Annotated in this window: 24 protein-coding genes; 7 read left to right on the forward strand and 17 right to left on the reverse strand. The window is 69.3% G+C overall.

The window, feature by feature from the left end:
* Positions 1-72: 72 nt before the first annotated feature.
* The 3 genes from ASF52_RS12760 to ASF52_RS12770 all read right to left on the reverse strand — a co-directional run bounded on the left by ASF52_RS12760 (position 73) and on the right by ASF52_RS12770 (position 2,720).
* The gene (locus ASF52_RS12760) at positions 73-285 is read right to left on the reverse strand and encodes a DUF1127 domain-containing protein (RefSeq protein WP_056172448.1); all 213 of its coding nucleotides are present in this window, start codon (positions 283-285) and stop codon (positions 73-75) included.
* Between the two features lie 287 nt (positions 286-572).
* Positions 573-1,811, reverse strand: coding sequence for a thermonuclease family protein (locus ASF52_RS12765; protein ID WP_082515318.1), 1,239 nt, complete (start codon positions 1,809-1,811; stop codon positions 573-575).
* Positions 1,812-1,865: 54 nt separating this feature from the next.
* On the reverse strand, positions 1,866-2,720 hold the full coding sequence (locus ASF52_RS12770; protein ID WP_056172453.1) for a hypothetical protein: 855 nt from the start codon (positions 2,718-2,720) through the stop codon (positions 1,866-1,868).
* A gap of 362 nt (positions 2,721-3,082) precedes the next feature.
* Between ASF52_RS12770 and ASF52_RS12775 the strand changes: the two genes are divergently transcribed.
* Together ASF52_RS12775 and ASF52_RS12780 are read left to right on the forward strand one after the other, a co-directional pair.
* Positions 3,083-4,012: a lipid kinase gene (locus tag ASF52_RS12775; RefSeq protein ID WP_056172456.1), complete on the forward strand. Its 930-nt coding sequence runs from the start codon at positions 3,083-3,085 to the stop codon at positions 4,010-4,012.
* A 52-nt stretch (positions 4,013-4,064) separates the two neighbouring features.
* Positions 4,065-4,823 (forward strand): TerC family protein, encoded by a 759-nt coding sequence (locus ASF52_RS12780; protein ID WP_056172459.1) that lies wholly within the window; start codon positions 4,065-4,067, stop codon positions 4,821-4,823.
* Positions 4,824-5,036: 213 nt separating this feature from the next.
* Here the strand turns inward: ASF52_RS12780 and ASF52_RS12785 are convergent, their stop codons facing one another.
* From ASF52_RS12785 to ASF52_RS12810, 6 genes are all read right to left on the reverse strand, one after another.
* Complete coding sequence (locus tag ASF52_RS12785; RefSeq protein ID WP_082479087.1) at positions 5,037-5,930, reverse strand: acid phosphatase; 894 nt, start codon at positions 5,928-5,930, stop codon at positions 5,037-5,039.
* Positions 5,931-6,133: 203 nt separating this feature from the next.
* The gene (locus tag ASF52_RS12790; RefSeq protein WP_056172462.1) at positions 6,134-7,009 is read right to left on the reverse strand and encodes an alpha/beta fold hydrolase; all 876 of its coding nucleotides are present in this window, start codon (positions 7,007-7,009) and stop codon (positions 6,134-6,136) included.
* Between the two features lie 184 nt (positions 7,010-7,193).
* Complete coding sequence (gene dapD, locus ASF52_RS12795) at positions 7,194-8,036, reverse strand: 2,3,4,5-tetrahydropyridine-2,6-dicarboxylate N-succinyltransferase (protein ID WP_056172465.1); 843 nt, start codon at positions 8,034-8,036, stop codon at positions 7,194-7,196.
* 78 nt (positions 8,037-8,114) lie between these two features.
* A complete protein-coding gene (locus tag ASF52_RS12800) occupies positions 8,115-8,543 on the reverse strand; it encodes a hypothetical protein (protein ID WP_056172468.1) in 429 nt (142 codons plus the stop codon).
* 207 nt (positions 8,544-8,750) lie between these two features.
* Positions 8,751-9,239, reverse strand: a complete 489-nt coding sequence (locus ASF52_RS12805) for a cyclic nucleotide-binding domain-containing protein (RefSeq protein WP_056172471.1) — start codon at positions 9,237-9,239, stop codon at positions 8,751-8,753.
* 61 nt (positions 9,240-9,300) lie between these two features.
* Positions 9,301-9,987 carry a response regulator transcription factor gene (locus tag ASF52_RS12810; RefSeq protein WP_056172474.1) on the reverse strand — a complete coding sequence of 229 codons (687 nt, stop codon included), beginning with the start codon at positions 9,985-9,987 and terminating at the stop codon, positions 9,301-9,303.
* 290 nt (positions 9,988-10,277) lie between these two features.
* Between ASF52_RS12810 and ASF52_RS12815 the strand changes: the two genes are divergently transcribed.
* A complete protein-coding gene (locus tag ASF52_RS12815; RefSeq protein WP_056172476.1) occupies positions 10,278-10,811 on the forward strand; it encodes a L,D-transpeptidase family protein in 534 nt (177 codons plus the stop codon).
* A gap of 17 nt (positions 10,812-10,828) precedes the next feature.
* Here the strand turns inward: ASF52_RS12815 and ASF52_RS12820 are convergent, their stop codons facing one another.
* Positions 10,829-12,139 (reverse strand): MFS transporter, encoded by a 1,311-nt coding sequence (locus ASF52_RS12820; protein WP_056172480.1) that lies wholly within the window; start codon positions 12,137-12,139, stop codon positions 10,829-10,831.
* Between the two features lie 115 nt (positions 12,140-12,254).
* Between ASF52_RS12820 and ASF52_RS12825 the strand changes: the two genes are divergently transcribed.
* Positions 12,255-12,680: a MarR family winged helix-turn-helix transcriptional regulator gene (locus ASF52_RS12825; RefSeq protein ID WP_056172483.1), complete on the forward strand. Its 426-nt coding sequence runs from the start codon at positions 12,255-12,257 to the stop codon at positions 12,678-12,680.
* Between the two features lie 10 nt (positions 12,681-12,690).
* On the opposite strand, the gene ASF52_RS12830 is transcribed toward ASF52_RS12825, so the two are convergent.
* Positions 12,691-13,404, reverse strand: a complete 714-nt coding sequence (locus ASF52_RS12830) for a YggS family pyridoxal phosphate-dependent enzyme (protein ID WP_056172486.1) — start codon at positions 13,402-13,404, stop codon at positions 12,691-12,693.
* A 252-nt stretch (positions 13,405-13,656) separates the two neighbouring features.
* On the opposite strand from ASF52_RS12830, the gene leuS reads away from it, so the two are divergent.
* From leuS to holA, 3 genes are all read left to right on the forward strand, one after another.
* Positions 13,657-16,260, forward strand: a complete 2,604-nt coding sequence (gene leuS / locus ASF52_RS12835) for a leucine--tRNA ligase (RefSeq protein ID WP_056172490.1) — start codon at positions 13,657-13,659, stop codon at positions 16,258-16,260.
* A gap of 125 nt (positions 16,261-16,385) precedes the next feature.
* Entirely contained in the window at positions 16,386-16,943 is a 558-nt protein-coding gene (lptE, locus tag ASF52_RS12840) for an LPS assembly lipoprotein LptE (RefSeq protein ID WP_056172987.1), read from the forward strand.
* A 13-nt stretch (positions 16,944-16,956) separates the two neighbouring features.
* Entirely contained in the window at positions 16,957-17,985 is a 1,029-nt protein-coding gene (gene holA, locus ASF52_RS12845) for a DNA polymerase III subunit delta (protein WP_056172494.1), read from the forward strand.
* A 38-nt stretch (positions 17,986-18,023) separates the two neighbouring features.
* Here holA and ASF52_RS12850 read toward each other — a convergent pair whose 3' ends face one another.
* The 6 genes from ASF52_RS12850 to rho form a co-directional block, all read right to left on the reverse strand.
* Positions 18,024-18,920 (reverse strand): ParB/RepB/Spo0J family partition protein, encoded by an 897-nt coding sequence (locus ASF52_RS12850; RefSeq protein ID WP_056172496.1) that lies wholly within the window; start codon positions 18,918-18,920, stop codon positions 18,024-18,026.
* 39 nt (positions 18,921-18,959) lie between these two features.
* A complete protein-coding gene (locus ASF52_RS12855) occupies positions 18,960-19,808 on the reverse strand; it encodes a ParA family protein (protein ID WP_056172499.1) in 849 nt (282 codons plus the stop codon).
* Positions 19,805-20,443: a 16S rRNA (guanine(527)-N(7))-methyltransferase RsmG gene (gene rsmG / locus ASF52_RS12860; protein WP_056172502.1), complete on the reverse strand. Its 639-nt coding sequence runs from the start codon at positions 20,441-20,443 to the stop codon at positions 19,805-19,807. Before rsmG ends, ASF52_RS12855 begins: the two co-directional genes overlap by 4 nt.
* Positions 20,433-22,316 carry a tRNA uridine-5-carboxymethylaminomethyl(34) synthesis enzyme MnmG gene (gene mnmG / locus ASF52_RS12865; protein ID WP_056172989.1) on the reverse strand — a complete coding sequence of 628 codons (1,884 nt, stop codon included), beginning with the start codon at positions 22,314-22,316 and terminating at the stop codon, positions 20,433-20,435. The genes rsmG and mnmG overlap by 11 nt, the downstream gene beginning before the upstream one ends.
* Positions 22,317-22,390: 74 nt before the next feature.
* The gene (gene mnmE, locus ASF52_RS12870; RefSeq protein WP_056172505.1) at positions 22,391-23,710 is read right to left on the reverse strand and encodes a tRNA uridine-5-carboxymethylaminomethyl(34) synthesis GTPase MnmE; all 1,320 of its coding nucleotides are present in this window, start codon (positions 23,708-23,710) and stop codon (positions 22,391-22,393) included.
* 183 nt (positions 23,711-23,893) lie between these two features.
* Entirely contained in the window at positions 23,894-25,237 is a 1,344-nt protein-coding gene (gene rho / locus ASF52_RS12875; protein ID WP_056172508.1) for a transcription termination factor Rho, read from the reverse strand.
* Positions 25,238-25,255 lie beyond the last annotated feature (18 nt).

A 25,255-nucleotide genomic window follows, 5' to 3' on the forward strand; every position in this document is an offset into this window, starting at 1 on the left:
GAGGGGCCGGCGTGTTCAGGCAACTCCCGAGAACCCGACGGCCGGATCGGCCGGGCGGGTCGGGATGATAGGTCAGGCGGAGGGGAACGAAGCGTAGCGAAGCGGCGACTGCGTGCCACGCAGGCCGTCGGCGACGCGGTAGTTCTGCGCCTTCGAGAGGATCCGGCCACCGATCTGCTGGGCGCCGATATCGGCGAGTTCGCGGTCGGTCAGCTGGGCGATCTGGCGCGCGGTTTCGTTGTCCTTCCAGCGGGACTTCAGGCTGGTGATGAGGGAGAGGGTCACGGGCTTTGCTTTCCGGCTTTGTCTCTGCCGCCCTGGTCTCGTTCGGCGGCGTCTGATCGGAAAGTAAGGTTTGTGCACTGCAACGACGAGAGGGAAAGCGGGTGGGTCAGCCATGCTCCTTGGGCATGGAGTGTGCAGGGATTGCTTAAGCTCGATGCAATCCAGCCCAGTTTTTCAGCTTCGGTCCGGCGTGCCGTCCGGTTGAGCGGAAGCGGGTTCGCGGGGGACACCCCGGCGCAACGCGGTTCGGGCGGGGCGATCCGGTCCGGAGCGGTCGGGCACGGTCCCTAGCGGGCCCAAACGCCCAGCCGTTCGGTCCGGGCACGATCCTCGGCGGCGACGAGATCGGGCGTCGCCTCCGACGAGGCGCGGCCGCCGCCGTTGAACAGCACCACCTCCGACAGGTCGCGGCCGTCGACGTTACACAGGCGCGCCTCGCTGCCCGCCACGGGCTGGCAGGTGACCGTGCGTCCGGCGAGATAGCGCGTGAGTTCGTCGGCCTGGCCCCCGCGCACCCATTCGACGCCGAACAGGCGCACGAGCTTCCCCGCCACGCGCAGGGTCGCGGTGTCGATGACCTCGACGGGACCGGTCAAGGCATCGGCGGCCCGCTCGCCGACGGGCTTCGCCGCTTCGCTCACGGCGGGGGGAACCGTCTCGGTGGCGGACGGGGCGGCGTCGGAGACCGGCGGCGGCGATGGCGTTTGGGTGTCCTCGCCGGAGCGCTGCGCCACGGCGATCAGGACGACGAGCCCGAGAAGGCCGGCGCCGGCGGCGAGAACCCGGCGGTCGCGAAGCACCCCACCCTCCCGCATGGTCCCGTGCAGGCGCGCGCCCGTGTCGGCGAAACCGCCCCGCGCCCGCCCCGCCGCCTGGCGCGCGAAGGCGCCGAGGCCGCCCGGCCGGGTCGCCGTTTCCGTCGATGGGAGCGCGGACTCCGTGGACGTCGCGGCAGGAGGCGTAGCGAAGCGCCGGCGCAGGCCCTGCCAACGCTCGGTCGCCTGCCCGGCGAGGGCTCGACCACGGGTGGCCGAACGGGCGAGGGCGCGTCTGGCCTGCGTGGATCGGGCCTCGACGAACCGGGCTGCGGCGCCCGGAGCGGCCGGCACCGGAGTGGCGGATTCCCTAGCGGCGGCGCCTTCCGACGCGGCCTCGGGTGCAGGCGCGGCGGCCTCGGGCACCGACGGCACGAACAGGGCCGGGTGAAGGCGGCGCAGGTCCGCGACGAAATCGGCCAGGGTCATGGCCGGCTCGGAATCGACGGTCGGTTCGGGGCCGGCCTTGCCCGTGCCCTCGCTCGGCCCCGCGGGGCCGCGACGCGGGTGGCCGGCCCGGTCGAGGATCCGGTAGCCCGGCGGCGCGTCCTGCGGCTCGGCCACGGCTTCCGTGAGAAGCTGGAGGGTCCGCTGCGCCAGGGGATGGCCGCCCTGGGCGGCGATCTCCTCGGCGATCCGGGTCCGCAGGGCGGCGCGCGCCAACGCGTCGGGGGTATCGCCCGGTCCCTCTCGCGGATCACGGGGTTTCAAGGCGCTCACTTCCAAGGCGTGGACCACTCCCAGGGATTCTACGACGCAGCGGGATCACGCCCCGCGCGTGCGTCCCGCTATAGCGCCGAGCGGCCCCGGACCATAGCGGCGCAGCACGCGACTGGTTTCCGAGACGATGACCGGGCGGGGGCCGGACAGGTCGATGGTGAGAACGAGGTCCGACACACCCTGTGCCCGGGTGCCGCGGGCCGGGTTCTCTGCGCGGTAGTCGAAGGTGGTGCGGACGATGCAGGTCGCGGTGGCGGCGTTGCAGGCGGTGCGCGTGGCGCCGGATTGCGGCTCGTAGCGGCGCACCGGCCAGCGGGCGGCGAAGCGGCGCTTCTCGGCCATCAGCGCGGCCAGGGAAACGACCCGGCCATGGAAGCGCACACGCTCGCCGTAGAAGCGCGGTGCGGCGGTCACGAGACCGAGGCCCGGAGCGGAGACGCTGTCGAGATAGTCGTCGCTCAGGCGCTCCGCCGCGGCGGCCCATTCGGGGAACCGGTCGGCCGAGGCCATGGACGTTGCGGGGGCTGCCGTCGCCATGGGCGTCGCCGGCACGGCGGGGACACGCGACAGGCGGCGGGGCGGCGCATCCTCGGGCCCCCGATACCGGGCGGACGGACGAGCCGGGCGGCGCACCGCAGCCGGCGGACTCGGTTCCGCCCTGGCGGAGGCCCGCGGCGTGCCGGAATCCGATTGCATCCTCGCCCCGGTCCGGGCTTCGGGCTCGCTGCCGGATCCGGCCTTGGCCGCATCGCCCTTCGTCTCGGTCATGCCCTGGGCCTTGCCCTCGGTCTTGGCCGGCGGATCGATCCAGCCCGGTCCCGACTGGGCCTGGGCCGGCCCACCGATCCAGAGGACGCCCATCAACGCGGCGAAGCAGACGGAACACGAACCGTAGCGCATGGCATCATCACCGGGGTCGCGACCGATGCGAAAGGTTCGCGGAGCAGAGCGGTCGATGGGGGTTGAACGTTTCGTGAGCGCGCTCGGTTTCGCGCCATCGACGCTCAACGTACGATGATCCGCGACCGTGGCGCCAGGGTCACAGCCTCACGATCCCGCTTTCCCGGTGCCCTCGGCCTTGCCATCCCGGGCGGGCAACCCACCTTGACCGTACTGGGTCCGGGCCCCTCTGGCGGTCGAGGCGTTGACCGTGATGTCGGACCCCTTCTCTGCCTTTGCGCTCACGCGGCGCGAACGCACCGGAGGGTCTCCAACCCCATGCCGATTCAGATTTCCCGTCGCACCGTTCCCAAGGCCTCCGCGTGAGCGCCGGTCCGCAGGCCCGCCGGGGCCTCCTCCTCGTCAACCCCAATGCCCGCAACGGCGGCTTCTCCCTCGATGCCGTGCGCGAGGCCCTGCGCGAGGGCGGCATCGAACCCTTCGAGCCACCGGGCGATCCCGACTGCACGGCCGTCATCAAGCGGCATGCGGCGCAAAGCGACCTGGTGATCCTCGGCGGCGGCGACGGGACCCTGAACGCGGCGGCGCCCGCCCTCGTCGAGACGGGCCTGCCCCTCGGCATCCTGCCGCTCGGAACCGCCAACGACCTCGCCCGCTCCCTCGGCCTGCCCCCCGATCCGGTGGCGGCCGCGACCCTCATCGCCACGGAGGAGGCCCGGCCGGTCGATCTCGGCTGCGTCAACGGCCACTACTATTTCAACGTCGCCAGCATCGGCTTCTCGGCCGAGCTCGCCGGAGACCTCACGGCCGAATCCAAGAAGAAGTGGGGCACCGTCGGTTACGGCATCGCCGCCATGCGGGTCCTGCGCCGGGTGCGGCCGTTCACGGTCTATCTCGAGCATGACGGGCAGACCGAGACGATCACCACCATCCAGGTCTCGGTGGGCAACGGGCGTCATTACGGCGGCGGCATGACCGTGGAGGAAACCGCCACCGTCGACGACGGCAAGCTCGACTTCTACAGCCTGGAGGTGAAGCACTGGTGGCGGCTGCTCGCCCTGCTGCCGGCCCTGCGGCGGGGCACGCAAGGGAAGGCCGCGGACGTGCGTGCCTTCCACACCACCGAAATCGTGGTGAAGACGAAGAAGCCCCGGCCGGTGAACACCGACGGCGAGCTGTCGACCTACACGCCGGCCCACTTCAAGGTCTTCCCCAAGGCCGTCCGCATCTTCGCGCCGGAGGCTTCGCAGCGCCCGGGCGTCCCGCGTCCTACCTTCACCCTGCCCTTCTAGTACCTTCGCCTTCTAGTACCCTGCCCTTCTCGACGTTCGGAACAGCCCTCCCGTGGACAGCATCCTTCCCCTTCTCAGCGACCCGACCGCCTGGGCGGCCCTCGCCACCCTCATCGTGATGGAGGTGGTCCTCGGCATCGACAACCTGATCTTCATCTCGATCCTGACGAACAAGCTGCCGGCCCACCAGCAGGACCGGGCGCGGCGCATCGGTATCGGCCTCGCCCTGGTGCTGCGCCTCGGGTTGCTCGGGACCGTCGCCTACATCGTCGCCCTGACGCAGCCGGTCTTCACGGTGCTGGGCCACGCCTTCTCCTGGCGGGACCTGATCCTCATCGGCGGCGGTCTCTTCCTGCTGTGGAAGGCCACCAAGGAGATCCACCACACCATGGAGCCGGAGCCGGAGGACAAGGGCCTGGGGCAGGCCGTGACCCTCGGCTTCGCCACGGCCATCGGCCAGATCCTCGTCCTCGACCTCGTGTTCTCCATCGACAGCATCATCACGGCGGTGGGCATGACCGAGCACGTGCCCATCATGGTGGTGGCCGTCGTCGTCGCCGTGACGGTGATGCTGGTGGCGGCGAACCCGCTCTCGCGCTTCATCGCCGCCAATCCCACGGTGGTGATGCTGGCGCTGGGCTTCCTCATCATGATCGGCATGACGCTGATCGCGGAGGGGTTCGGTGCCCACGTCTCCAAGGGCTACATCTACACAGCCATGGCGTTCTCGGCCGGTGTCGAAGGCCTCAACATGCTGTCCCGGCGTCGCCGCAGGGCCAAGCAGGGCGCAGCCGGCCCCGCCAAGGGGTAGGACCCGTCGGTTTCACGGGAAAACAAGAAGGCCCGCCGGATCGCTCCGGCGGGCCTTCTTCGTATGGGCACACGACGTCCCGCCCGCAGGCGGACGAGCGGCGCGGTTTTATAGCAAATCCGGTCGATCGCTTCGCGATGCGGATTTGGGCTTCGCCGAGGCGCCGCGCGGGCTGCCTGAGACCGTCTCCGAATGGATCATCCGGAGACAGTCTCAGAGGATGGATTCAGTGCCGGCTGCCTCGCGTTTGCAGATCGCCTGATCGGGCGGCGAGCCCCCCCCGGCGACGAGCTTGGTGATTTCCGCCCGGGCCCGCTCCAGATCGGCCCGGAACCCCGCATCCCCCTGAAGGGCCGCGAAGACGATGCTTCCGGCGGTACGGCCGGCCTGGACATCGCTCATCCAGTGCAAACCGCAGACGACGCGACTCTCGCCGTAGGACCGGGCGCGCACGAAGAACTGGGTCGCCTTCTCGGGCATCAGCGCGGCCATGATCGAAGCGTAGGTCCAGCCCTGGGTCGCGTGGCTCGAGGGGAAGCTGAACGCGTTGGCGATCTCGGCCGAGCGGACGACACAGATCTCCGCGTCGTTGCCGACGAACGGGCGGATACGGCGGTAATGTTCCTTCGGCCCCCGGGTCGCGCGGGCGATGTCGAGGCGCGAGCGCTCCAGCAGGGTCATCAGGGCAGGTGCGCGGGCCTGATCGATGCGCTGGCCGATGACGCAGGCGAAATCGTCGAGGATCGCCGAGGCGCCGTCGGCGACGTCCGTGGTGGCCAGAACCCAGCGGGGGGTGCCCTTGAGGGAGCGGGTCGCCGTGAAGGCGGCCTTGTCGGCGGTTTCCGCCGCCGACTGGCCGCGCGGCGGCGCGGGGAGGATCGCCACGGTGTCGGGCGCCACGGCGTCGGCGAGATAAGGCTGGCGCGCCACCTTGGCCGGCGTCACCGGCGTGGTGGCCACGGAGGGGGCGGAGGCGGGCTTGCCGGGTGCATCCTTGACGGGCGCATCCTTGGCCAGTGGATCTTTGGGCTGCATATCCTCGGCGCAGACCGGCCCGATTCCAGCGACGGTGGCGAGGAGGACGAGGGCGAAGGGTAGGCGGGCCATCGGCGTCTCTGAGAGCGTGTGTGGAACTGGGGACGAAAGGCGGAGCAGCCTCGTGTCATAGGGTTCCCATGTAACGGCCCTATGGCAAGGGCCGATCCTTCGCACACGCCGCCTGAACGGTGCCCGACGGCGTGTTTTGTCACTCGCCGCGCCGGCACGCCGTTGAGACCTTGGCCCGGCGTTTCGTGACGCCCCTCGCGCCCTCAGGCCGCGCGGATCGCCGCCGCGACTTCGCCGGGATACTCCTCGTGCGGGCTCAGGGCACCCGGCACCGACGCGCGGGCGACGTGGCCGGTGGCGACGAGCGCATCCATCTCGGCGCCGGAGCGGCGCGGCGCCCGTTCGGGGCGCAGGACGAGGATCGGCGGCAGGCCGTCATCGGTGAACAGGTCGAGGAAGTCCTTGCGGGTCTCGCACGGGTCGAGGCCGCCGGTGACGAAGGCGGCGGTGCCGAAGCGGCCGCCGGGGTGGCGGGTGACGGCGTGCTTGTCGGCGATGACACCCGGCGTGACGTGGGCGGGATCGGCGTAGACGTGGGCCCGCATCATCCGGCCGATCACCGGCGGGCTGATGTTGAGGCGGTACAGGGCTTCGCCGAGCACCGGCAGCTCGACGGCGCGGCGGATGCCCGCGATGAGGCCGCGCCGGTTCGGTCCCATCATGGTGGGGAACGGGCCGCGCCAGGTCGGCGCCACGAGGACGAGACGCGCGAACAGGCCGGGATGCCGTCGGGCCGCCGCCACGAGATAACCCGCCGCGTGGCCCGCGGCGACGCCGAGCGCGTAGGGGCCGCGCTCCGCCGCCAGCAGGGCGTCGAGGAACCCGTGCATCGTGGTGGGATTCAGGGCGATCCGTGGCCGCGTCCGGTCGCCGAAGCCCGGCCAGTCCGGTACGTGGCATCGGAAGTCATGGCCAAGGTCCCGCGCCAGCGGCCGCATCTCGGCCCGGGCCGAGATCGACGACAGGGCGGGGAGCAGCAGGGCATCGGGACCGTTGCCGATCACGTCGCACGGCGTCGGCAGCGGCCGTCCGGCGACGGTGAGGGACAGGCTACGGGCGGAGCAGGCCGGCTCGATCATCGCGCAGTTCCAACGGGTGCGTCGTCGGCAAGATGGGGTCGCCCCCCTCCCCCCGACATGCGGCACAATACCAGTGCTCCCGCCGCTCCGAAGCGGGATCGCGGCGATCCGCCGGACGGGTCTGCCCGCCGGCGGGGGGCCGGACCCCGCCGAGCCTGCGCTCGACCGGGGTCCACCGACGGATTCAGGTGCGCAGCAGTTCGTTGATGGCGGTCTTGGAGCGGGTGCCGGCATCGACGCGCTTGACGATGACCGCGCAGTACAGGCCCGGGCCGGGCGTGCCGTCGGGCAGGTCCTTGCCCGGCGTGGTGCCGGAGACCACGACGGAGTACGGCGGCACGCGGCCGTACATGACCTCGCCCGTCGACCGGTCGATGATCTTGGTGGAGGCGCCGATGTAGACGCCCATGGAGAGCACGCTGCCCTCGCCGACGATCACACCCTCGGCCACCTCTGCGCGGGCGCCGATGAAGCAGTTGTCCTCGATGATGACCGGATTGGCCTGGAGCGGCTCGAGCACCCCGGCGATGCCGGCGCCGCCGGAGATGTGGCAGTTCTTTCCCACCTGCGCGCAGGAGCCGATGGTGACCCAGGTGTCGACCATGGTGCCCTCGCCGACATGGGCGCCGAGGTTGATGAAGGACGGCATCAGCACCGCGCCGGGCGCGATGTAGGAGCCGCGCCGCACGACGCAGCCGGGCACCGCCCGGAAGCCGGCCTCGCGAAAATGCTTCTTCTTCCAGCCCTCGAACTTGGACGGGACCTTGTCCCACCAGGTCGCGCCGTCGGGGCCGCCATGGATGATCTCCATGTCGTTGAGGCGGAAGGACAGCAGCACCGCCTTCTTGAGCCACTGGTTGACCTGCCACTCGCCGTCCACCTTCTCGGCGACGCGGGCCTTGCCGGCATCGAGGAGGTCGAGGGCGTGCTCCACGGCGTCGCGCACGGCGCCCTTGGTGCCGGTGTCGATGCCGGCGCGCTCCTCCCAGGCGGTCTCGATGGTGGTGGCGAGGTCGGCGTGGGACATGACGGCTTCCGGGGATGAGACGAGGGTTCCGTGCTTACAAAAGCCCGCCCGCCCTGTCACCTCGGCCGCGTCACCCAGTCAGCCGGCGGTCAGGGGTTTCGACGCGGCGTGGCCGCAGGCGTCGAAGCGGCGCTGAATCAGGACGTAGTCCTTGCGCGTGGTGTTGAAGTACTTCGCCGAGACGGAAACCTCCGGTTTGCCCGGCGCCCCCGACGGAAGCCGGTCCGTGATCCGTTCGATGGTGCAGCACTCGGTCCGGTCGTCGAGGTAGTCGAGACGGTTGCCGTAGGCGCGTCCACCGTGATCGCCCTCGCGGACGATGTTGCCGATCATGATGTCGATGAAGTTCTGGTCGGTGAGGGAGCTGTTGGTCTCGTGGCAGACCATGAGCCGGCCGGAATAGACCGCGACGGCGTAGATGCCTCCCAGGCTGACGAGGCCGAGGAAGGCCACGCCGGCGATCTGCGCCCGCCGGTCCTGCGCGTCCTGCGCGAGATGGTTCAGCATGGTCCTGAAGAGCCTCCGAGGAAGGCCGGAACTCCACCGATCCCCCTCACCCGTTCCGCTGATCCAGCCTGCGCCCGCGTGTCTTAGGAAAGACCTCACGCGGTCGTGAGCATTCGCGACATCGATCGAAAGAGGATCGTCCGAACTCCGGGGACCGGCGCTCGGGCGCCGCGCGGGCTCACGTTGCTGGCTCAGGCGCCGCGCGGGCTATGCCACCGCGCCGCCATCACCCCGAAGCACGGGCGTCACGGCATCGAAGCGCCGGCGAACCCGGTCGAGGTCGCCCGCGAGGGAGGTCAGGTCGTCGGCGAGTTCGTCGTGGATGGCCTGCACGGCCTGCGGGAATTCCGCCAGCACCCGCCGCATCAGGACGGGCGTGATGCGGAGTACCTCCGCCGCCGCCGCCGCATGGGCGTCCGTCGGCCGCTCACCGGGCAGGAGCAGGGCGAGGCGGCCGATGAGGGCGGAGCGGCCGAGGGTGATGGTCTCGCCGCCGGCCACGCGGGGCGCCAGGGCGATGGTGCCCGACAGGACGACGAAGCCGCCATCCGAGGCGTCGCCGCGGGCGAACAGCCGGTCGCCGGAGCCCAGGCTGCGCCGCTCGGCGGCGAAGGAGAGCAGGCGCAGAGCGTCGCGGCCCAGGAATCCGAACAGGGGGGCGCCGGCCAGGATCGCGATGTCGTCGTCCAGCCCCAAGCCGCCCTATCCCTTCCGTCGATGGGCGAGCTTACCGCAAGCCGCGCGGCGGCGCGATACGCTACGGAAGCAGCTTGTAGCCGCCGCCCTCTGTCACCAGGATCGCCGCGAGTCCCGGATTCGGCTCGATCTTCTGGCGCAGGCGATAGATGTGCGTCTCGAGGGTGTGGGTGGTCACCTGGGCGTTGTAGCCCCAGACTTCCGCGAGCAGCGTGTCCCGGCCCACCACCGCACACCCGGCGCGGTAGAGGAAGCGCAGGATCGCGGTCTCCTTCTCGGTCAGCTTCAGCTTCGACCCGCGCGCGTCGACCAGGAGCTTGGCGCCGGGGCGGAAGGTGTAGGGCCCGATCTGGAACACCGCATCCTCACTCGCCTCGTGGCTGCGCAGGTGGGCGCGGATGCGGGCGAGCAGGACCGCGAACTTGAACGGCTTGGTGACGTAGTCGTTGGCTCCGGCTTCGAGCCCCTCCACCGTGTCGTCCTCGGAATCCTGGCCCGTGAGCATGATGACGGGCCCGCGATAGCCGTTCCGGCGCATGGCCCGCACGGCCTCGCGTCCGTCCATGTCGGGCAGGCCGACATCCATCACCACGAGGTCGATGCGATCGTCGGTCACGCAGGCGATGGCGCTGGTGGCATCCGCCAGGCCGATCACCCGGAACTCTTCGTAGAGGTCCAGTTGCTCCGTCAGGGTTTCCCGCAACGAAGCATCGTCGTCGCAGACCAGCAGGCGATGGGTATTGGGCATCGACCAGACGACTTTCGCGCACGAGTGAGGTCACGTCCAGCGCGTGATCCTCAGACCAGGGGAAGGGATTAAGGCGTCCGCCTCAAGCGGAATCCAGAGAGGCGGCGGCAGAACGAAAACGATTTGATGGACCGCGCGTCTTCAGGAAAAGACGCGCGTATGCGCAGTAATATCCCCACAAACGACCGACGACTGCCTAAAGTTTCAGTCCGGTCGCGTGGCAAATGACGGAGGGGCCGAAGGTCTGCCGATGATGGCATCCCGTGCCGTCCCGGGCGATAAGGTGCCCCATGAAACGAACGACGCTCTCGCACCTGCGCGTCCGTGCCCTCGTGGGCGACCGCACCCGTGGACAGGTTCTCGCCGGTCCGGCCGTCATCCCCTGTGCCCTCGGGCGCTCGGGGCTGGTCCAGCGCAAGCGCGAGGGCGACGGCGGCTCGCCGCGGGGGCACTTTCGCCTGCGGGGGGGCGCCTACCGTCCCGACGTGTTCGCGGCCCGACCGCGCACCGCCCTTGCCCTGCGCGCGACGCGACCGAGCGACGGCTGGTGCGACGAGCCCGGGGACCGGCGCTACAACCGGCCCGTCACCCTGCCCTGCCCCGTGAGCACGGAACGGATGTGGCGGGACGACGGTCTGTACGACCTCGTCATCGACCTCGACTACAATCGCGGACCGATCCGCAAGCGCCTCGGTTCGGCGATCTTCTTCCACTGCGCGCGGCCGGGCTACACCCCGACGGAGGGCTGCGTCGCCCTGAAGCGCGCGGATCTCGCCCGGCTCCTGCGCCGTCTCGGGCCGCGCACGCGGATGTGGATCGGATAACCTCATGGTACGCGCCGTCAGTGCGCCGGCACGGCGTTCGGAACGCCGTCGCCCCGCCGCTCCGGATCGGCCAGGGTCAGGATCAGACCGGCCGCGATCAGGCACAGGGCGCCGGCGGCGAAGAAGGCCGGCAGGTAGCTCGACAGCGCCGTGCGCGACAGGCCGGCACCGTAGGCCACCGTCGCCGCGCCGAGCTGATGCCCGGCAAACACCCATCCGAACACGAGGTTCGCCCGCTCCCGGCCGAAGCGCGACGCCGTCAACCGCACGGTCGGCGGCACGGTGGCGATCCAGTCGAGGCCGTAGAAGGCCGCGAACAGCGAGAGCCCGACGAACGAGAAGTCCGAGAACGGCAGGAACATCAGCGAGAGGCCGCGCAGGCCGTAGTACCAGAACAGCAGCCAGCGGTTGTCGTAGCGGTCGGACAGCCAGCCCGACGCGACGGTGCCGACGAAGTCGAAGATCCCCATCGCGGCGAGCACGCTGGCGCCCTGGACTGGACCGATGCCGTAATCGGCGCACAGGGGAATGAAGTGGGTCTGGATCAGTCCGTTGGTGCTGGCCCCGCAGATGAAGAACGTGGCGAACAGAACCCAGAAAACCCGCGTCCGTCCGGCGTCGCGCAGGACCGCGACGGCCCCGCCCGCCGTCGGGGTCGAGGCGGCCGCGAGGGGTCTCGTCTCGCCGTAGGGCAGCAGGCCGAGATCCTCCGGCCGGTCGCGCATCAGGGCCAGGACGCCGAGCCCTGCGGCGAGCAGGAGCCCGCAGATCAGCAGGAGGGACGCCCGCCAGCCGAACTGCTCGGTCAGCGCCGCCAGGACCGGCAGCACCACGAGCTGGCCCGTGGCCGAACTCGCCGTGAGCAGGCCGACAACGAGGCCGCGGCGATGGGAGAACCACCGGGTCGCCACCGTCGCGCCGAGAACCAGGGCCGTCAGCCCGGTACCGATCCCGACGACCACGCCCCACAGCAGGATCAGGTGCCAGACCTGGCTCATCCAAAGGGACGCCACGAGGCCGCCGGCGATGAGGGACAGGGCGGTCAGGACGACGCGGCGCGGACCGTACCGGTTCATCAGGGCGGCCGCGAAAGGTCCCATCAGGCCAAACAGCACCAGCCGGATGGCCAGGGCCGAGGAGATCGTCGCCGTGTCCCAGCCGAACTCCTTCTGCAGCGGAAGGATCAGCACGCCCGGCGCGCCCACGGCGCCCGCCGTCACCAGCATGGTCAGGAACGTGACCGCCACCACCACCCAGCCATAGTGGATGTCGCGGCGCGCGAAGGCGCCCGCCAGGGCCGTCGAAGGGTGGAGGGCCCGAAAGGCCATGCCTGATCGCTCCGGGGCGAACCGCCCGTCTCAGATGCGCGTTGCATAGGCGCATATGCACGCTTTATTCAAGCATCCCCCGTCGCGTCGTGGCGAAACATCTGGAAGTACCGGCATGACGGAGCCCACCCCCATCGCAATCTGCACGTGTCTCGCCGTCCGGCAGGGCGCACGGCAACTGACGCAATTCTACGACCGGCACCTCGCGCCGGCGGGACTGCGGGCGACACAGTATCCGATACTGGCCCGGCTCGGCCGGTCGGGTCCGATGTCGATCAACGCCCTCGCCACCGGGATGGTGATGGACCGCACCACGCTGGGCCGGGCGCTGCGTCCCCTCGAGCGGGAGGGATTGCTGGCGATCGGCGTCGGACGCGATGCCCGGACCCGCAAACTCTCACTGACGCCGGCGGGTGCGGAGCGCCTGGCTGCCGCGGCGCCGCTCTGGCAAGGGGCGCAGGCCGCCTTCGAGCAGGGATTCGGGCCCCCCGAGGCGGCGGCCCTTCGCGCCGCCATGGCGCGGGTGGTGGATACGCTCTGACGGCGCGGTCCTACTGGGTTCTGGAGGGCCGAGCCCCGAAGATCGCCGTACCGACGCGAATATGCGTGGCGCCCATCTGGATCGCCGCCGGGTAATCCGCGCTCATGCCCATGGACAGGATCGGCAGGTTGTGGCGTGCCGCGATGCGGGCGAGCAGGGCGAAATGGGCCGAGGGCGGGTCCTCCGCCGGGGGAATGCACATCAGCCCGTCGATCGCGAGGCCGTGGGTGTCGCGACACTCGGCGAGCAGGGCATCGACATGCGCCGGCGAGACGCCGGCCTTCTGCGGCTCGTCGCCGGTGTTGACCTGGACGAGGAGCTTCGGGGTCCGGCCGCTCCGCGCGATCTCCTTCCCGAGTGCCGCGGCCAGGGAGAGCCGGTCGAGGCCGTGGATCACGTCGAACAGCTCCACCGCCTCGCGGGCCTTGTTCGACTGGAGCGGCCCGACGAGGTGCAACTCCACGTCCGGGAACCGCTCCCGCAGGGCCGGCCACTTCGCCTTCGATTCCTGGACGTAGTTCTCTCCGAATACCCGGTGTCCCGCTTCCAGGGCCGGCAGGATGCCTTCGGCTGAAATCAGCTTCGAGACGGCCACCAGGGTGAGGGAGGCCGGATCGCGTTCGGCATCGTCGGCCGCCTGCCGGATTTTTCCACGCACGGCATCCAGGCCGGCGACGACATCGACGGCGGGCGGGCGGGCATACTCGAAGGGGGCGTCGGCCATGGGGTTCGTTCTCGGAGGGGTCGTGGGATCTGGGATCGGACTACCATTCCGAACGCGCACGGCAAGGCAGGGGTCCCGGCAAGAACACGGGTGCCGGCAAGGCAGAGCCGCTGACACGGCAGAACTCCCGACCCAGCAAGATTTCCAGGCGCGCCTTCGTGTTGACCGGGTGACGCCGCGTGGTAGTCCGGCGGCCAACCCTTTCGGGCGCGCCTGGACGCCGCCCGCTCCTCCATTTGGATGGCGCCCGCCATGACCCAGTCCGCCCGCCCCGCCGCGCCCGAGCGTTACAACGCCAAGGAGACCGAGCCGCGCTGGCAGCAAGCCTGGAATGAGGCCGGCATCTACGCCACCAGGAACGACGACGGCCGGCCGAAATACTACGTGCTGGAGATGTTCCCCTACCCGTCCGGGCGCATCCACATGGGCCACGTGCGCAACTACGCCATGGGCGACGTGGTGGCCCGCTACAAGCGGGCGCGCGGCTTCAACGTGCTGCACCCCATGGGCTGGGACGCCTTCGGCCTGCCGGCCGAGAACGCCGCCATGGAGCGCAAGGTCAACCCGCGCGAATGGACCTACGCCAACATCGCCACCATGCGCGGCCAGCTCCAGAGCATGGGCCTGTCCCTGGACTGGAGCCGCGAGATCGCGACCTGCGATCCCGACTACTACAAGCACCAGCAGCGCATGTTCCTCGATTTCCTCGACAAGGGACTGGTGACGCGCCGCACGGCCAAGGTGAACTGGGACCCGGTGGACCACACGGTGCTCGCCAACGAGCAGGTCATCGACGGGCGCGGCTGGCGCTCGGGCGCCCTGGTGGAGCAGCGCGAGCTGACCCAGTGGTTCTTCAAGATCACCGACTTCGCCCAGGACCTGTACGACGCCCTCGACGGCCTCGAGCGGTGGCCGGAAAAAGTCCGGGTGATGCAGAAGAACTGGATCGGACGCTCGGAAGGGCTGGAGGTCCGCTTCGCCCTCGACGCGCCCCCCTCCGGCGTGGGGCCGGAGGTGAAAGTCTACACCACCCGCCCCGACACCCTGTTCGGCGCGAAGTTCTTGGCGATCGCGGCCGACCACCCGATCGCGGCGGCGCTCGCGCCCGCGCGCCCCGAACTCCAGATGTTCATCGAAGAGTGCCGCCGCACGGGCACGGCCCAGGCCGCCATCGATACGGCGGAGAAGCTCGGATTCGACACGGGGCTGAGGGTGCGCCACCCCCTCGACCCGTCGTGGCTGCTGCCGGTCTACGTCGCGAACTTCGTGCTGATGGAATACGGCACCGGGGCGGTGTTCGGCTGCCCGGCCCACGACCAGCGCGATCTGGATTTCGCCAACAGGTACGGCCTCGGCAACACTCCGGTGGTCTGCCCTGAAGAGCAGGACGCCAAAACCTTCGTCGTCACCGACACCGCCTATGACGGCGACGGCCGGATGATCAATTCGCGCTTCCTCGACGACATGACCACGGACGAGGCGTTCGATGCGGTGGCGAACCGCCTCGAATCCGAGACCCTTTCGGGCGCCCCCATCGCATCGCGAAAGGTGCAGTTCCGGTTGCGCGACTGGGGCGTGTCGCGCCAGCGCTACTGGGGGTGCCCGATCCCGATCATCCATTGCGACGCCTGCGGCCCCGTGTCGGTGCCCGTGGCCGACCTGCCCGTGCGCCTGCCCGACGAGGTCTCGTTCGACGTGCCCGGCAATCCGCTGGAGCGCGACCACGCTTGGCGCGACGTCCCCTGCCCCACCTGCGGGAAGCCGGCCCGGCGCGAGACCGACACCATGGACACGTTCGTGGATTCGTCCTGGTACTACGCGCGCTTCACCGCACCGTGGCTGCAGGACGCGCCCACCGACCGCAAGGCGGTCGATCAGTGGCTCGCCGTGGACCAGTATATCGGCGGCATCGAGCACGCGATCCTGCACCTGCTCTACGCGCGCTTCTTCATGCGGGCGATGCATGCCACCGGCTGGTCCGGCGTGTCCGAGCCCTTCGACGGGTTGTTCACGCAGGGCATGGTCGTCCACGAGACCTACAAGGACGCGGCCGGCGCCTGGGTTCAGCCGGCCGACATCCGCATCACCGCCGAGTCCGGTGAGCGCCAGGCGTTCCACGTGAAAACCGATGCGCTCATCGCCATCGGTGCCATCGAGAAGATGTCGAAGTCGAAGAAGAACGTCGTCGACCCCGACGACATCATCGCGAGCTACGGCGCCGATACCGCACGCTGGTTCATGCTCTCGGACTCACCGCCCGAGCGCGACGTGATCTGGACCGAGGACGGCGTCCAGGGTGCAGCCCGCTTCGTCCAGCGCGTCTGGCGCCTCGTCTCCCTCGCGGCGGGGGCGAACGGCACGGCGGGCGCAAACGACGCCGCCCTGCGCAAGGCGGCACACAAGGCCCTGGCCTCCGTCGAGGAGGATGTCGAGCGCCTGCGCTTCAACCGCTGCGTGGCGCACATCTACACCCTCGCCAACGCCCTCGACGAAGCCCTGCGCGGCGGCGTCGACGCGGGGGCCGCCCGAGAAGCCGCCGGCATCCTCACCCAACTCGTGGCACCGATGATGCCGCATCTCGCCGAAGAGTGCTGGCACGCCCTCGGTCGCGACGGCCTCGTGGCCCAGGCGCCCTGGCCCGTAGCGGATCGTGCGCTCCTGGTTGAGGATTCCGTAACCCTCCCCGTCCAGATCAACGGTAAGAAGCGGGCGGACGTGACCGTGCCGCGCGACGCCGACAAGGCTGAGGTCGAACGCCTGACGCTCCTGGACGAGGCCGTGCGGAAGGCCCTCGAAGGCCGTGCACCGAAGAAGGTGATCGTCGTACCCGGCCGGATCGTCAACCTCGTCGTGTAGGCCCACGATCCGGCCGGAGACGAAGCGTAAACCACACGGCCACTAGGGTGGCGGCGGGCCTGGCTTCGCCGTACACAGCGAGCTCGGCCCTTCGAAACTGGGCAGTCGGAACGGCGGCGACGATGATGCGTGTGGCGATTCGGACGGAGCGGAACGGCCTTGCGCGTCGGGCGGCCCGGGTGGCGCTCGTCTGCGCCCTCGGCCTCAATCTCTCCGCATGCTTCCGGCCCCTCTACGGCCCCACTGCTTCAGGTGAGCCCATGGCGGCCCTGCTCGCGTCCGTGCAGGTGGACGACGTCAGCATGGCCCAGGGCCAGGAGCGCATCGGCCACTATCTGCGCAGCGAATTGATCTTCGATCTCGACGGCTCGGGCCAGCCCTCGACCAAGCGCTACCGCCTCAAGATGCAGGGCAGCGAGACGGTGCAGACCCCCATCGTCTCGTCCCAGACCGGGCGCGCCGAGGCCGGGACCATCATCGCCAACGTGAAGTACTCCCTGGAGAATCTCGACGGCACCAAGATCATCAGCGAAGGTGTCGCGACCTCGACGGCGACCTACGACCGCTCGGTGCAGCGCTTCGCCTCCCTGCGTGCTGCCCGCGATGCGGAGATCCGTCTCGCCAAGGTGCTGGCCGACCAGATCAAGACCCGCATCGCCTCCGTGCTGGTGACGAAGCCCTGACGGGCTCGCCCGCATGACCGCCGTCAAGGCCAGCGATGTCGAGGCGCTGATCCGGCGCGGGCCCGACCCGCGCATCGCGGTGCTGCTCCTCTACGGACCGGACACCGGCCTGGTGTTCGAACGTGCCAAGCGCCTCGCCGAGGCCTTCGTCTCCGATCCGGGCGACCCGTTCGCTATGGTGAAGATCGACGGCGACACCCTGGCGCAGGATGCCGGCCGACTCGTCGACGAGGCCGGCACCGTCGGCCTGTTCGGCGGCAACCGCACGATCTGGGTGCGGGCGGGAAGCCGCAACTACGCACCGGCCGTCGAGGCCGCCCTGAAGGCCGAGATCACCCAGGCCCGCATCGTCGTGGAGGCCGGGGATCTGGCGAAATCCGCGCCGCTGCGCACCCTCTGCGAGAAGTCGCCCAAGGCCCTGGCGATCCCGTGCTACCCGGACGACGAGCGCGCCCTCGGCGACCTCATCGAGCGCACCCTGCAGGAGCAGGGGCTTCGGATCGCCCGCGAGGCGCGCGACGTGCTGGCGACGAGCCTCGGGGGAGATCGCGGTGCCAGCCTGTCGGAGATCGAGAAGCTGGCGCTCTACGCCCGCGGGCAGGACACGGTGAGCCTCGACGACGTCGAGGCCGTGGTGAGCGACGTCGCCGCCAGTGTCCTCAACACACTGATCGACGCGGCCTTCTCGGGCCGCACCACCGATGTCGAGCGCGATTACCGCCGCTTTCGCCACGAGGGCATGGACCCCTCGGTGATGCTCGGCTCGGCCCTGCGCCACGCCCTGACGCTCCTCGCCACCCGTCTGGCCGGGGAGGGGCAGAGCGCCAGCATGATGGTCGGCAATTGGCGCGGTCTGCATTTTCGCCGCAAGGCCACGGTGGAGACCCAGCTCGCGCGCTGGACGCCTCCGGCGCTCCGCCACGCGATCCAGCTCCTGCAGGAGGCCGTGCTGGCCTGCCGCCGCTCGCCGCCGGATCTCGCCCACGCCAACGCGTCGAGCACCCTCCTGCGGATCGCCTCAGAGGCTGCGCGGCGGCGCTGAAGGGGGACACCCCGCCTCAACGAGGCAGGGGGATCGTCTTACCCCTGCGGGCTCACCTGAAGCAGACGGCAGAGACCATCGAGCTCTTCGGCGGTCTCGTACCGGATGCGGATCTCGCCCGTGCCGGCGGCCTTGGTCTTGAACGAGACCGGCATGCCGATCGCCCGGCCCATGGCCTGCTCCAAGGACCGCAGGGTGGCGTCCTTCTCGGCCCCACGGCGGGGACGGCCGGGTCGGGGGGCGTCGCTATCTGGAACCTCGGCCGACGCCAGGGCCTCGACCTCGCGCACCGACATCCCCTCCTCGACGATCCGCCGGGCGACGGCCTCGGGATCCTTCACCGCCAGGAGGGCGCGAGCGTGGCCCGCCGTGATCTCGCCGGCGACCACCCGATCCTGGATCGCGGGAGACAGCTGCAGCAGGCGCAGGGTGTTGGCAAGATGGCTGCGGCTCTTGCCGATGATCTCGGCCAACTCGCTCTGGTTGTACTGAAACTCGCTCATCAGCCGCTCGTAGCCGGCCGCCTCTTCGATGGCGTTGAGGTCCGTGCGCTGGACGTTCTCCAGGATGGCGAACTCCAACGAGGTCCGGTCGTCGATCTCGACGGTGACCACCGGGACTTCGGTCAGACCCGCACGCTGGGCCGCACGCCAACGGCGCTCGCCCGCGACGATCTCGAAGGTGTCGGGCACCCCCGACAGGGCCCGCACCACGATGGGCTGGATGATGCCGCGCACCTTGATGGATGCCGCAAGCTCCTCGAGATCGGCTTCGGTGAAACGCCGGCGCGGGTTGCGTGGGTTCGGTCGCAGGAACTCCACCGCGACCTTGCGCTGGGCCTGGGACCGGTTCGCGTCGGCCCCCTCGTCGCCGAAATCACCGATCAGGGCCGCGAGACCGCGCCCGAGCCGAGGCCGCACCACATCATCCGCCATCGCCACCCGCTCAACTCCGTTACGCACTGTTTTCATGGATTAGGCCGCGACGGGCAGACGCCCCTCGCGCTGGATGATCTCGGAGGCGAGGCGGAGATAGGCTTGGCTGCCGGCGCATTTGAGATCGTAGAGTAGCACCGGTTTGCCATGCGACGGCGCTTCCGACACGCGCACGTTGCGGGGAATCATGGTCTCGTAGACCTTGTCGCCCATGAAGCTGCGCACGTCGGCCACCACCTGTGCGGAGAGGTTGTTGCGCGGATCGAACATCGTCAGGACGATCCCCTGGATGGTCAGGCGCGCGTTGAGGGCGCCCCGGACCTGCTCGACGGTGCGCAGCAACTGGCTCAAGCCTTCCAGGGCGAAAAACTCGCATTGCAAGGGCACCAGCACCGCGTCGGCTGCCGCCAGGGCGTTGATGGTGAGGAGGTTGAGCGAGGGCGGGCAATCGATGAGGACGTAGGTCACGCCCTGCGTCGTCCCGCTCTGGCCGACGCCCTTCAGGACGTTGCGCAGCCGGTGCGCCCGGTCGGGGGCGGTCGCCATCTCCATTTCCAGGCCGAGGAGATCCATGGTCGAGGGGGCGACCATGAGACGGGGCACGGCCGTCTGCACGCAGGCGGCTCCAAGCTCTGCCTCCCCCGCCAACACATGATAGGTCGAGACCTTGCGCTGGCGCCGGTCGACACCGAGCCCGGTCGAGGCGTTGCCCTGCGGATCGAGGTCGATCACCAGGACCGACTCCCCGATGGCGGCGAGCGCCGTGCCGAGGTTGATCGCCGTCGTGGTCTTGCCGACCCCGCCCTTCTGGTTGGCAAGGGCGAGGATGCGCAGGGGCCGGTCCGGCCTGCCGCCGCTGAGGGGATCGGATGTGGGAGCGCTGGTCATGAATCCACGCGGGAGAGGGCCGTGACGCGGACGATCCGCGCGTCAGAATCGGTACGGCTCGGCACAAGATCGTAAACGAATCTCCACCGTTGCGCCGCCTCGGTCAATTCGGATTGCACGTCACGCCCCTTGGGAAACAGCGCGATGGTGCCGGTTTTCAACAGGGGCTCGGTCCAGGCAAGCAGCTGGGTGAGGGGAGCGAGCGCGCGGGCGCACACGATCTCGACACCGGTCTGGCTGCCGATCGCATCCTCAATCCGGACGTTGTGCACCCGCGCGGGTGCCGAAGTCAGGCGCGCGGACTCGAGGAGGAACGCGCATTTGCGCGCGTTGCTCTCGATGAGATCGACCTGAAAGCCCGGCCGCCCGTGACCGGCCAGCGCCAGGATCAGGCCGGGAATGCCCGCCCCTGAACCAAGGTCGAGCCAGCGCGTGGCATCCGGCGCCAACGCCGCGAGTTGCAGCGCGTCGGCGATGTGACGGGTCCAGACTTCGTCGAGTGTCGCGGGACCGACGAGGTTCTTCACCGTCTGCCACCGGCGAAGCTGCTCGACATAAACGTCCAGCCTCGACGCTGTTTCACGTGAAACACCGGCCTCGGAGAGGACGCGGTCGCGTCCGAACTCAGCTTGCATGCACGGCACTCGGGCGGTGCCCACGCCGGGCATGAGCAGCGAGCAAGGTCAGCGCCGCTGGGGTCACGCCTTCGATCCGTGCCGCCTGGCCGAGGGTTCCGGGACGCACGGTTTCCAACTTGCTCCGCATCTCGTTGGACAGGCCGGGAATCGCGCCGTAATCCAGACGGGCGGGGAGGGCGACGGCCTCGTCACGCCGGAACGCAGCGATGTCGGCGTTCTGGCGATCGAGATAGACCGCATAGGTGGCGTCCGTCTGGAGACGCTCGGCGATCCGGTCCGGGACACCCGAGAGGTCCGGCCATACCGCGGCAAGCCGGGCCCAGTCGATCTCCGGGTAGGAGAGCAGTTGGAACGCCGAGCGCCGGATCCCGTCCTGGTTGAGCGGGATGCCGTGCGCAGCGGCCTCGTTCGGTGTGAGACTCAGGCCGTCGAGACAGGCCCTTGCCGCGTGAAGCCCCCCCTGCGCCTGGGCGAAGTGGCTGGCGCGGCGGGTCCCGACGCAGCCCAACGCCGCACCGCGCGGCGTCAGCCGCTCATCGGCGTTGTCGACGCGGAGGGACAGGCGATACTCGGAGCGCGAGGTGAACATGCGATAGGGCTCGCTCACCCCGTGGGTGACGAGGTCGTCGATCATGACCCCGAGATAGGATTCCGCCCGGTCGAAGGTGGCGAGCTCGGCCCCACCGGCCAAACGCGCCGCATTGAGACCGGCCACCAGCCCCTGCCCTGCCGCCTCCTCGTAGCCGGTGGTGCCGTTGATCTGCCCGGCCAGGAACAGACCCGGCAACCGGCGCGTCTGAAGCGTCGTATCGAGTTCGCGGGGATCGACGTAGTCGTACTCGATGGCATACCCCGGACGCACGATGGTAGCGCGCTCCAGGCCCGGGATCAGGGCGATCACTGCGCGCTGCACCGCCTCCGGCAAGGCGGTGGAAATTCCGTTGGGATAGACCGTGGGATCGTCGAGCCCTTCGGGTTCGAGGAAGATCTGGTGGCCCTCCCGGTCGCCGAACCGCACGACCTTGTCCTCGATCGACGGACAGTAGCGCGGGCCACGACTGGCAATTCCACCGGAATACATCGGCGAGCGATGGAGATTGGCCCGGATGAGGTCGTGTACCGCCTGGGTGGTGCGGGTGATGCCACACTGAATCTGCGGCGTAGTGATCCGCTCGGTCAAAGTCGAGAACGGCACGGGATCGGCGTCGGCCGACTGCATCTCGAGTCCGGACCAGGCGATGGTACGCCCGTCGAGGCGGGCCGGTGTCCCGGTCTTCAGACGCCCCAGTGCGAAACCATGACGATCCAATGTTTCGGCAAGGCCGATGGACGGGCCTTCGCCGACTCGTCCAGCGGGGGTTTGGATCTCTCCGATATGAATGAGACCGCGCAAGAAGGTGCCGGTGGTCAGCACCACGGCGGCGCAGGGGAGGGCACGTCCATCCCCCAGGACGACACCCACGACTCGGCCGTCGTGAACGGTAAGGTCGCCGACTTCGCCCTCGATCACCGTGAGGTTCGCCGTCTCGGCGATGGCGGCCTGCATGGCGGCGGCGTAGAGCTTGCGGTCGGCCTGGGTGCGTGGGCCGCGCACGGCCGGTCCCTTGCGCCGGTTGAGCAGGCGAAACTGGATCCCGGCCGCGTCGGCGACCCGTCCCATGAGACCATCGAGGGCATCGACTTCCCGGACGAGATGCCCCTTGCCGAGCCCGCCGATGGCGGGGTTGCAGGACATCGCACCGATGGTCGCGGCGCTATGGGTCACCAGGGCCGTGCGGGCACCGAACCGTGCGGCAGCGGCGGCGGCTTCGGTGCCGGCGTGACCACCGCCGACGACGATCACGTCATAGGGCAGAACGAAATGGAGCATGGCGCTGGAGTACGCGCCCGAGCGCGCCACCGTCAACGATTCCGGCGGTTTTTCACGTGAAACTGCGGGCCTGTCTACTTTCCGATACAGAACCCGGAGAACAGCCGATCGAGCATTTCCTCGACACCGACCCGACCCGCAACCTCGCCCAGGGCCCGCGCGGCGAGACGCAGATCTTCCGCAGCGAGTTCGGGTAGGACAGCGCCCTGCACCAAGCGGTCGAGGTGATCGCGACAGCGCGTCAGCCCCTCCCGGTGCCGCTGGCGCGTGATGAGCGCGGCCTCGCCCCCGATCGACACCGAGGCATGGTGTTCGATGGCATCGAGAAGGGTGTCGAGCCCCTCGCCGGTCATCGCCGAGATGACGTGGCCCTCGGCGGAGCGCGAACCCTCGGACAGATCAGCCTTCGTCTGGACCCGAAGCACCGGGGGCATCGGAACGGACAGATCGGTCATGTCGGAGGTCGAACCGGCCTCCGCCAGGAGAAGCACGAGATCGGCTTGGGCGATGCGAGCCCTTGTCCGGCGGATGCCCTCGGCTTCGAGGGCGTCGCCGGCCTCGCGCAGGCCTGCCGTATCGATCAAGAGAACCGGCAAGCCGCCGAGATCGCAGCGTACCTCGATGACGTCGCGGGTCGTGCCGGGAACCGGGGAGACGATGGCCGCGTCACGCCGACTGAGGGCATTCAGCAGTGTGGATTTGCCAGCGTTCGGTGGACCGGCGAGGACGACGGTGAAGCCGTCGCGCAGGCGCTCGCCGCGCCCCCCGTCATCGAGGGCGGCGGCGATGGCATCGCGGATCACCCGGGCCTTGGCAAACAGGGCGGCGTCGAGGGCATCGTCGTCGACATCGCCCTCGTCGGAGAAATCGAGGGCGGCTTCGACGCCGGCGAGGAGATCGATGAGGCGGTCGCGCCACGCCGCGACCCGACGACCGAGTGCACCGTCGAGTTGGCGCAGGGCCTGGCGGCGCTGGGCTTCTGTTTCGGCGTCGATGAGGTCGGCGATGCCCTCGGCCTCGGTGAGACCCAGGCGACCGTTGAGGAAGGCGCGCCGGGTGAAGGCTCCCGGCTCGGCCGGAATGCATCCGGGAAGAGCCGCAAGGGCACCCAGCACCGCCGCGCGGACGGACGGACCGCCATGGAGATGGAGTTCGGCCATGTCTTCGCCCGTGAACGTGCCGGGTCCCGGCATCCACACGACGAGGGCCTGATCCAAGATCTCCTGCACTTGCGGCGCCTGCAGGGTTCGCAGGACGAGGCGACGGGGAGCGGGGAGGGAGCCCGACAGGCGGATCAGGACCGATGCGGAGGCGGGGCCGCTGATCCGGATCACCGCGACAGCAGCGCGGCCGAAGCCACTCGCCGGCGCGAAGATCGTGGGGGGCTGGTCCATCACGGGGCAGTCACAAGCTTAATGGCTAATTTCATAAGCCGGCAAGAGATATAGTTTCCGGCGGAATTCGTTGTTTTTTAACAATGACTTGCGTGCCGCGCCGGTCTGACACTCGGTCGGAACGAAACGAATTTTTCGGCCCCCTCCCACGCCAAAGGAAAGGAGGGGGCCTTCTCGAAAAGCTCAGGTGTTCATCGAGTCGAAGAAGTCGTTGTTGCTCTTGGTCTGGCGCAGCTTGTCCATGAGGAACTCGATGGCGTCGGTGACGCCCATCGGGTTGAGGATGCGGCGCAGCACGTAGGTCTTCTTGAGCGAGTCCGGCGGAACCAGGAGCTCTTCCTTGCGGGTGCCCGAGCGGGTGATGTCGATTGCCGGGAAGATGCGCTTGTCCGAGACCTTGCGGTCCAGGATGATCTCGGAGTTGCCAGTGCCCTTGAACTCCTCGAAGATCACCTCATCCATGCGCGAGCCGGTGTCGATGAGGGCGGTCGCGATGATCGAGAGCGAGCCGCCTTCCTCGATGTTGCGGGCGGCACCGAAGAAGCGCTTCGGCCGCTGTAGGGCGTTGGCGTCGACGCCGCCGGTCAGCACCTTGCCGGAGGACGGCACCACGGTGTTGTAGGCCCGGCCGAGGCGGGTGATCGAATCGAGCAGGATGACCACGTCGCGGCCGTGCTCCACGAGGCGCTTGGCCTTCTCGATCACCATCTCGGCCACCTGCACGTGACGAGTGGCCGGCTCGTCGAAGGTCGAGGCGATGACCTCGCCCTTCACCGAGCGGATCATGTCGGTCACTTCCTCGGGGCGCTCGTCGATGAGCAGCACGATGAGGTAGCATTCCGGGTGGTTGATGGTGATCGACTGAGCGATGTTCTGCATCAGCACGGTCTTGCCCGTGCGCGGCGGCGCCACGATCAGGGCGCGCTGGCCCTTACCGATGGGGGCGACGATGTCGATGATCCGAGGGCTGAAATCTTTCTTCGGCGGATTGTCCAGTTCGAGCTTGAAGCGCTGCGTCGGGAACAGCGGCGTCAGGTTGTCGAAGTGGACCTTGTGCTTGATCTTCTCCGGGTTCTCGAAGTTGATCGTGTTGACCTTGAGCAGGGCGAAATAGCGCTCGCCGTCCTTCGGACCCCGGATCGGCCCCTCCACCGTGTCGCCCGTGCGCAGGCCGAATCGGCGGATCTGGGTCGGCGAGATGTAGATGTCGTCGGGACCCGGCAGGTAGTTCGAATCGGACGAGCGCAGGAAGCCGAAGCCGTCCTGCAGCACTTCGACGGTGCCGGCGCCGATGATCTCGACCTCCTTGGCCGCGAGCTGCTTCAGGATGGCGAACATCAGCTCCTGCTTGCGCATGGTCGAGGCGTTCTCGACCTCGACCTCTTCGGCGAAAGCGATCAGGTCGGTCGGCGTCTTCGACTTGAGATCCTGGAGCTTGACCTCGCGCTTGCTATCGAGATCGGCGGCGGCAAGGCCGCCCTCGGCCAGCGAATCCACGGGTTCAAGGGCGTCGTATGAGGCTGTCATGGGAATTCAAAACCTGGG

Source organism: Methylobacterium sp. Leaf112, from assembly GCF_001423295.1.
GTDB lineage: Bacteria > Pseudomonadota > Alphaproteobacteria > Rhizobiales > Beijerinckiaceae > Methylobacterium.

Bases quoted from the DNA above. Each gene is read 5' to 3' on its own strand.
- ASF52_RS12825 (WP_056172483.1), top strand. From the start codon at position 12,255: ATGACGGAGCCCACCCCCATCGCAATCTGCACGTGTCTCGCCGTCCGG.
- ASF52_RS12815 (WP_056172476.1), top strand. From the start codon at position 10,278: ATGAAACGAACGACGCTCTCGCACCTGCGCGTCCGTGCCCTCGTGGGC.
- ASF52_RS12810 (WP_056172474.1), bottom strand. From the start codon at position 9,987: ATGCCCAATACCCATCGCCTGCTGGTCTGCGACGACGATGCTTCGTTG.
- mnmE (WP_056172505.1), bottom strand. From the start codon at position 23,710: ATGGACCAGCCCCCCACGATCTTCGCGCCGGCGAGTGGCTTCGGCCGC.
- ASF52_RS12800 (WP_056172468.1), bottom strand. From the start codon at position 8,543: ATGCTGAACCATCTCGCGCAGGACGCGCAGGACCGGCGGGCGCAGATC.
- mnmG (WP_056172989.1), bottom strand. From the start codon at position 22,316: ATGCTCCATTTCGTTCTGCCCTATGACGTGATCGTCGTCGGCGGTGGT.
- rsmG (WP_056172502.1), bottom strand. From the start codon at position 20,443: ATGCAAGCTGAGTTCGGACGCGACCGCGTCCTCTCCGAGGCCGGTGTT.
- ASF52_RS12785 (WP_082479087.1), bottom strand. From the start codon at position 5,930: ATGGCCCGCCTACCCTTCGCCCTCGTCCTCCTCGCCACCGTCGCTGGA.
- ASF52_RS12770 (WP_056172453.1), bottom strand. From the start codon at position 2,720: ATGCGCTACGGTTCGTGTTCCGTCTGCTTCGCCGCGTTGATGGGCGTC.
- dapD (WP_056172465.1), bottom strand. From the start codon at position 8,036: ATGTCCCACGCCGACCTCGCCACCACCATCGAGACCGCCTGGGAGGAG.
- lptE (WP_056172987.1), top strand. From the start codon at position 16,386: ATGCGTGTGGCGATTCGGACGGAGCGGAACGGCCTTGCGCGTCGGGCG.
- holA (WP_056172494.1), top strand. From the start codon at position 16,957: ATGACCGCCGTCAAGGCCAGCGATGTCGAGGCGCTGATCCGGCGCGGG.
- ASF52_RS12820 (WP_056172480.1), bottom strand. From the start codon at position 12,139: ATGGCCTTTCGGGCCCTCCACCCTTCGACGGCCCTGGCGGGCGCCTTC.
- leuS (WP_056172490.1), top strand. From the start codon at position 13,657: ATGACCCAGTCCGCCCGCCCCGCCGCGCCCGAGCGTTACAACGCCAAG.
- ASF52_RS12830 (WP_056172486.1), bottom strand. From the start codon at position 13,404: ATGGCCGACGCCCCCTTCGAGTATGCCCGCCCGCCCGCCGTCGATGTC.
- ASF52_RS12790 (WP_056172462.1), bottom strand. From the start codon at position 7,009: ATGATCGAGCCGGCCTGCTCCGCCCGTAGCCTGTCCCTCACCGTCGCC.
- ASF52_RS12855 (WP_056172499.1), bottom strand. From the start codon at position 19,808: ATGACCAGCGCTCCCACATCCGATCCCCTCAGCGGCGGCAGGCCGGAC.
- rho (WP_056172508.1), bottom strand. From the start codon at position 25,237: ATGACAGCCTCATACGACGCCCTTGAACCCGTGGATTCGCTGGCCGAG.
- ASF52_RS12850 (WP_056172496.1), bottom strand. From the start codon at position 18,920: ATGGCGGATGATGTGGTGCGGCCTCGGCTCGGGCGCGGTCTCGCGGCC.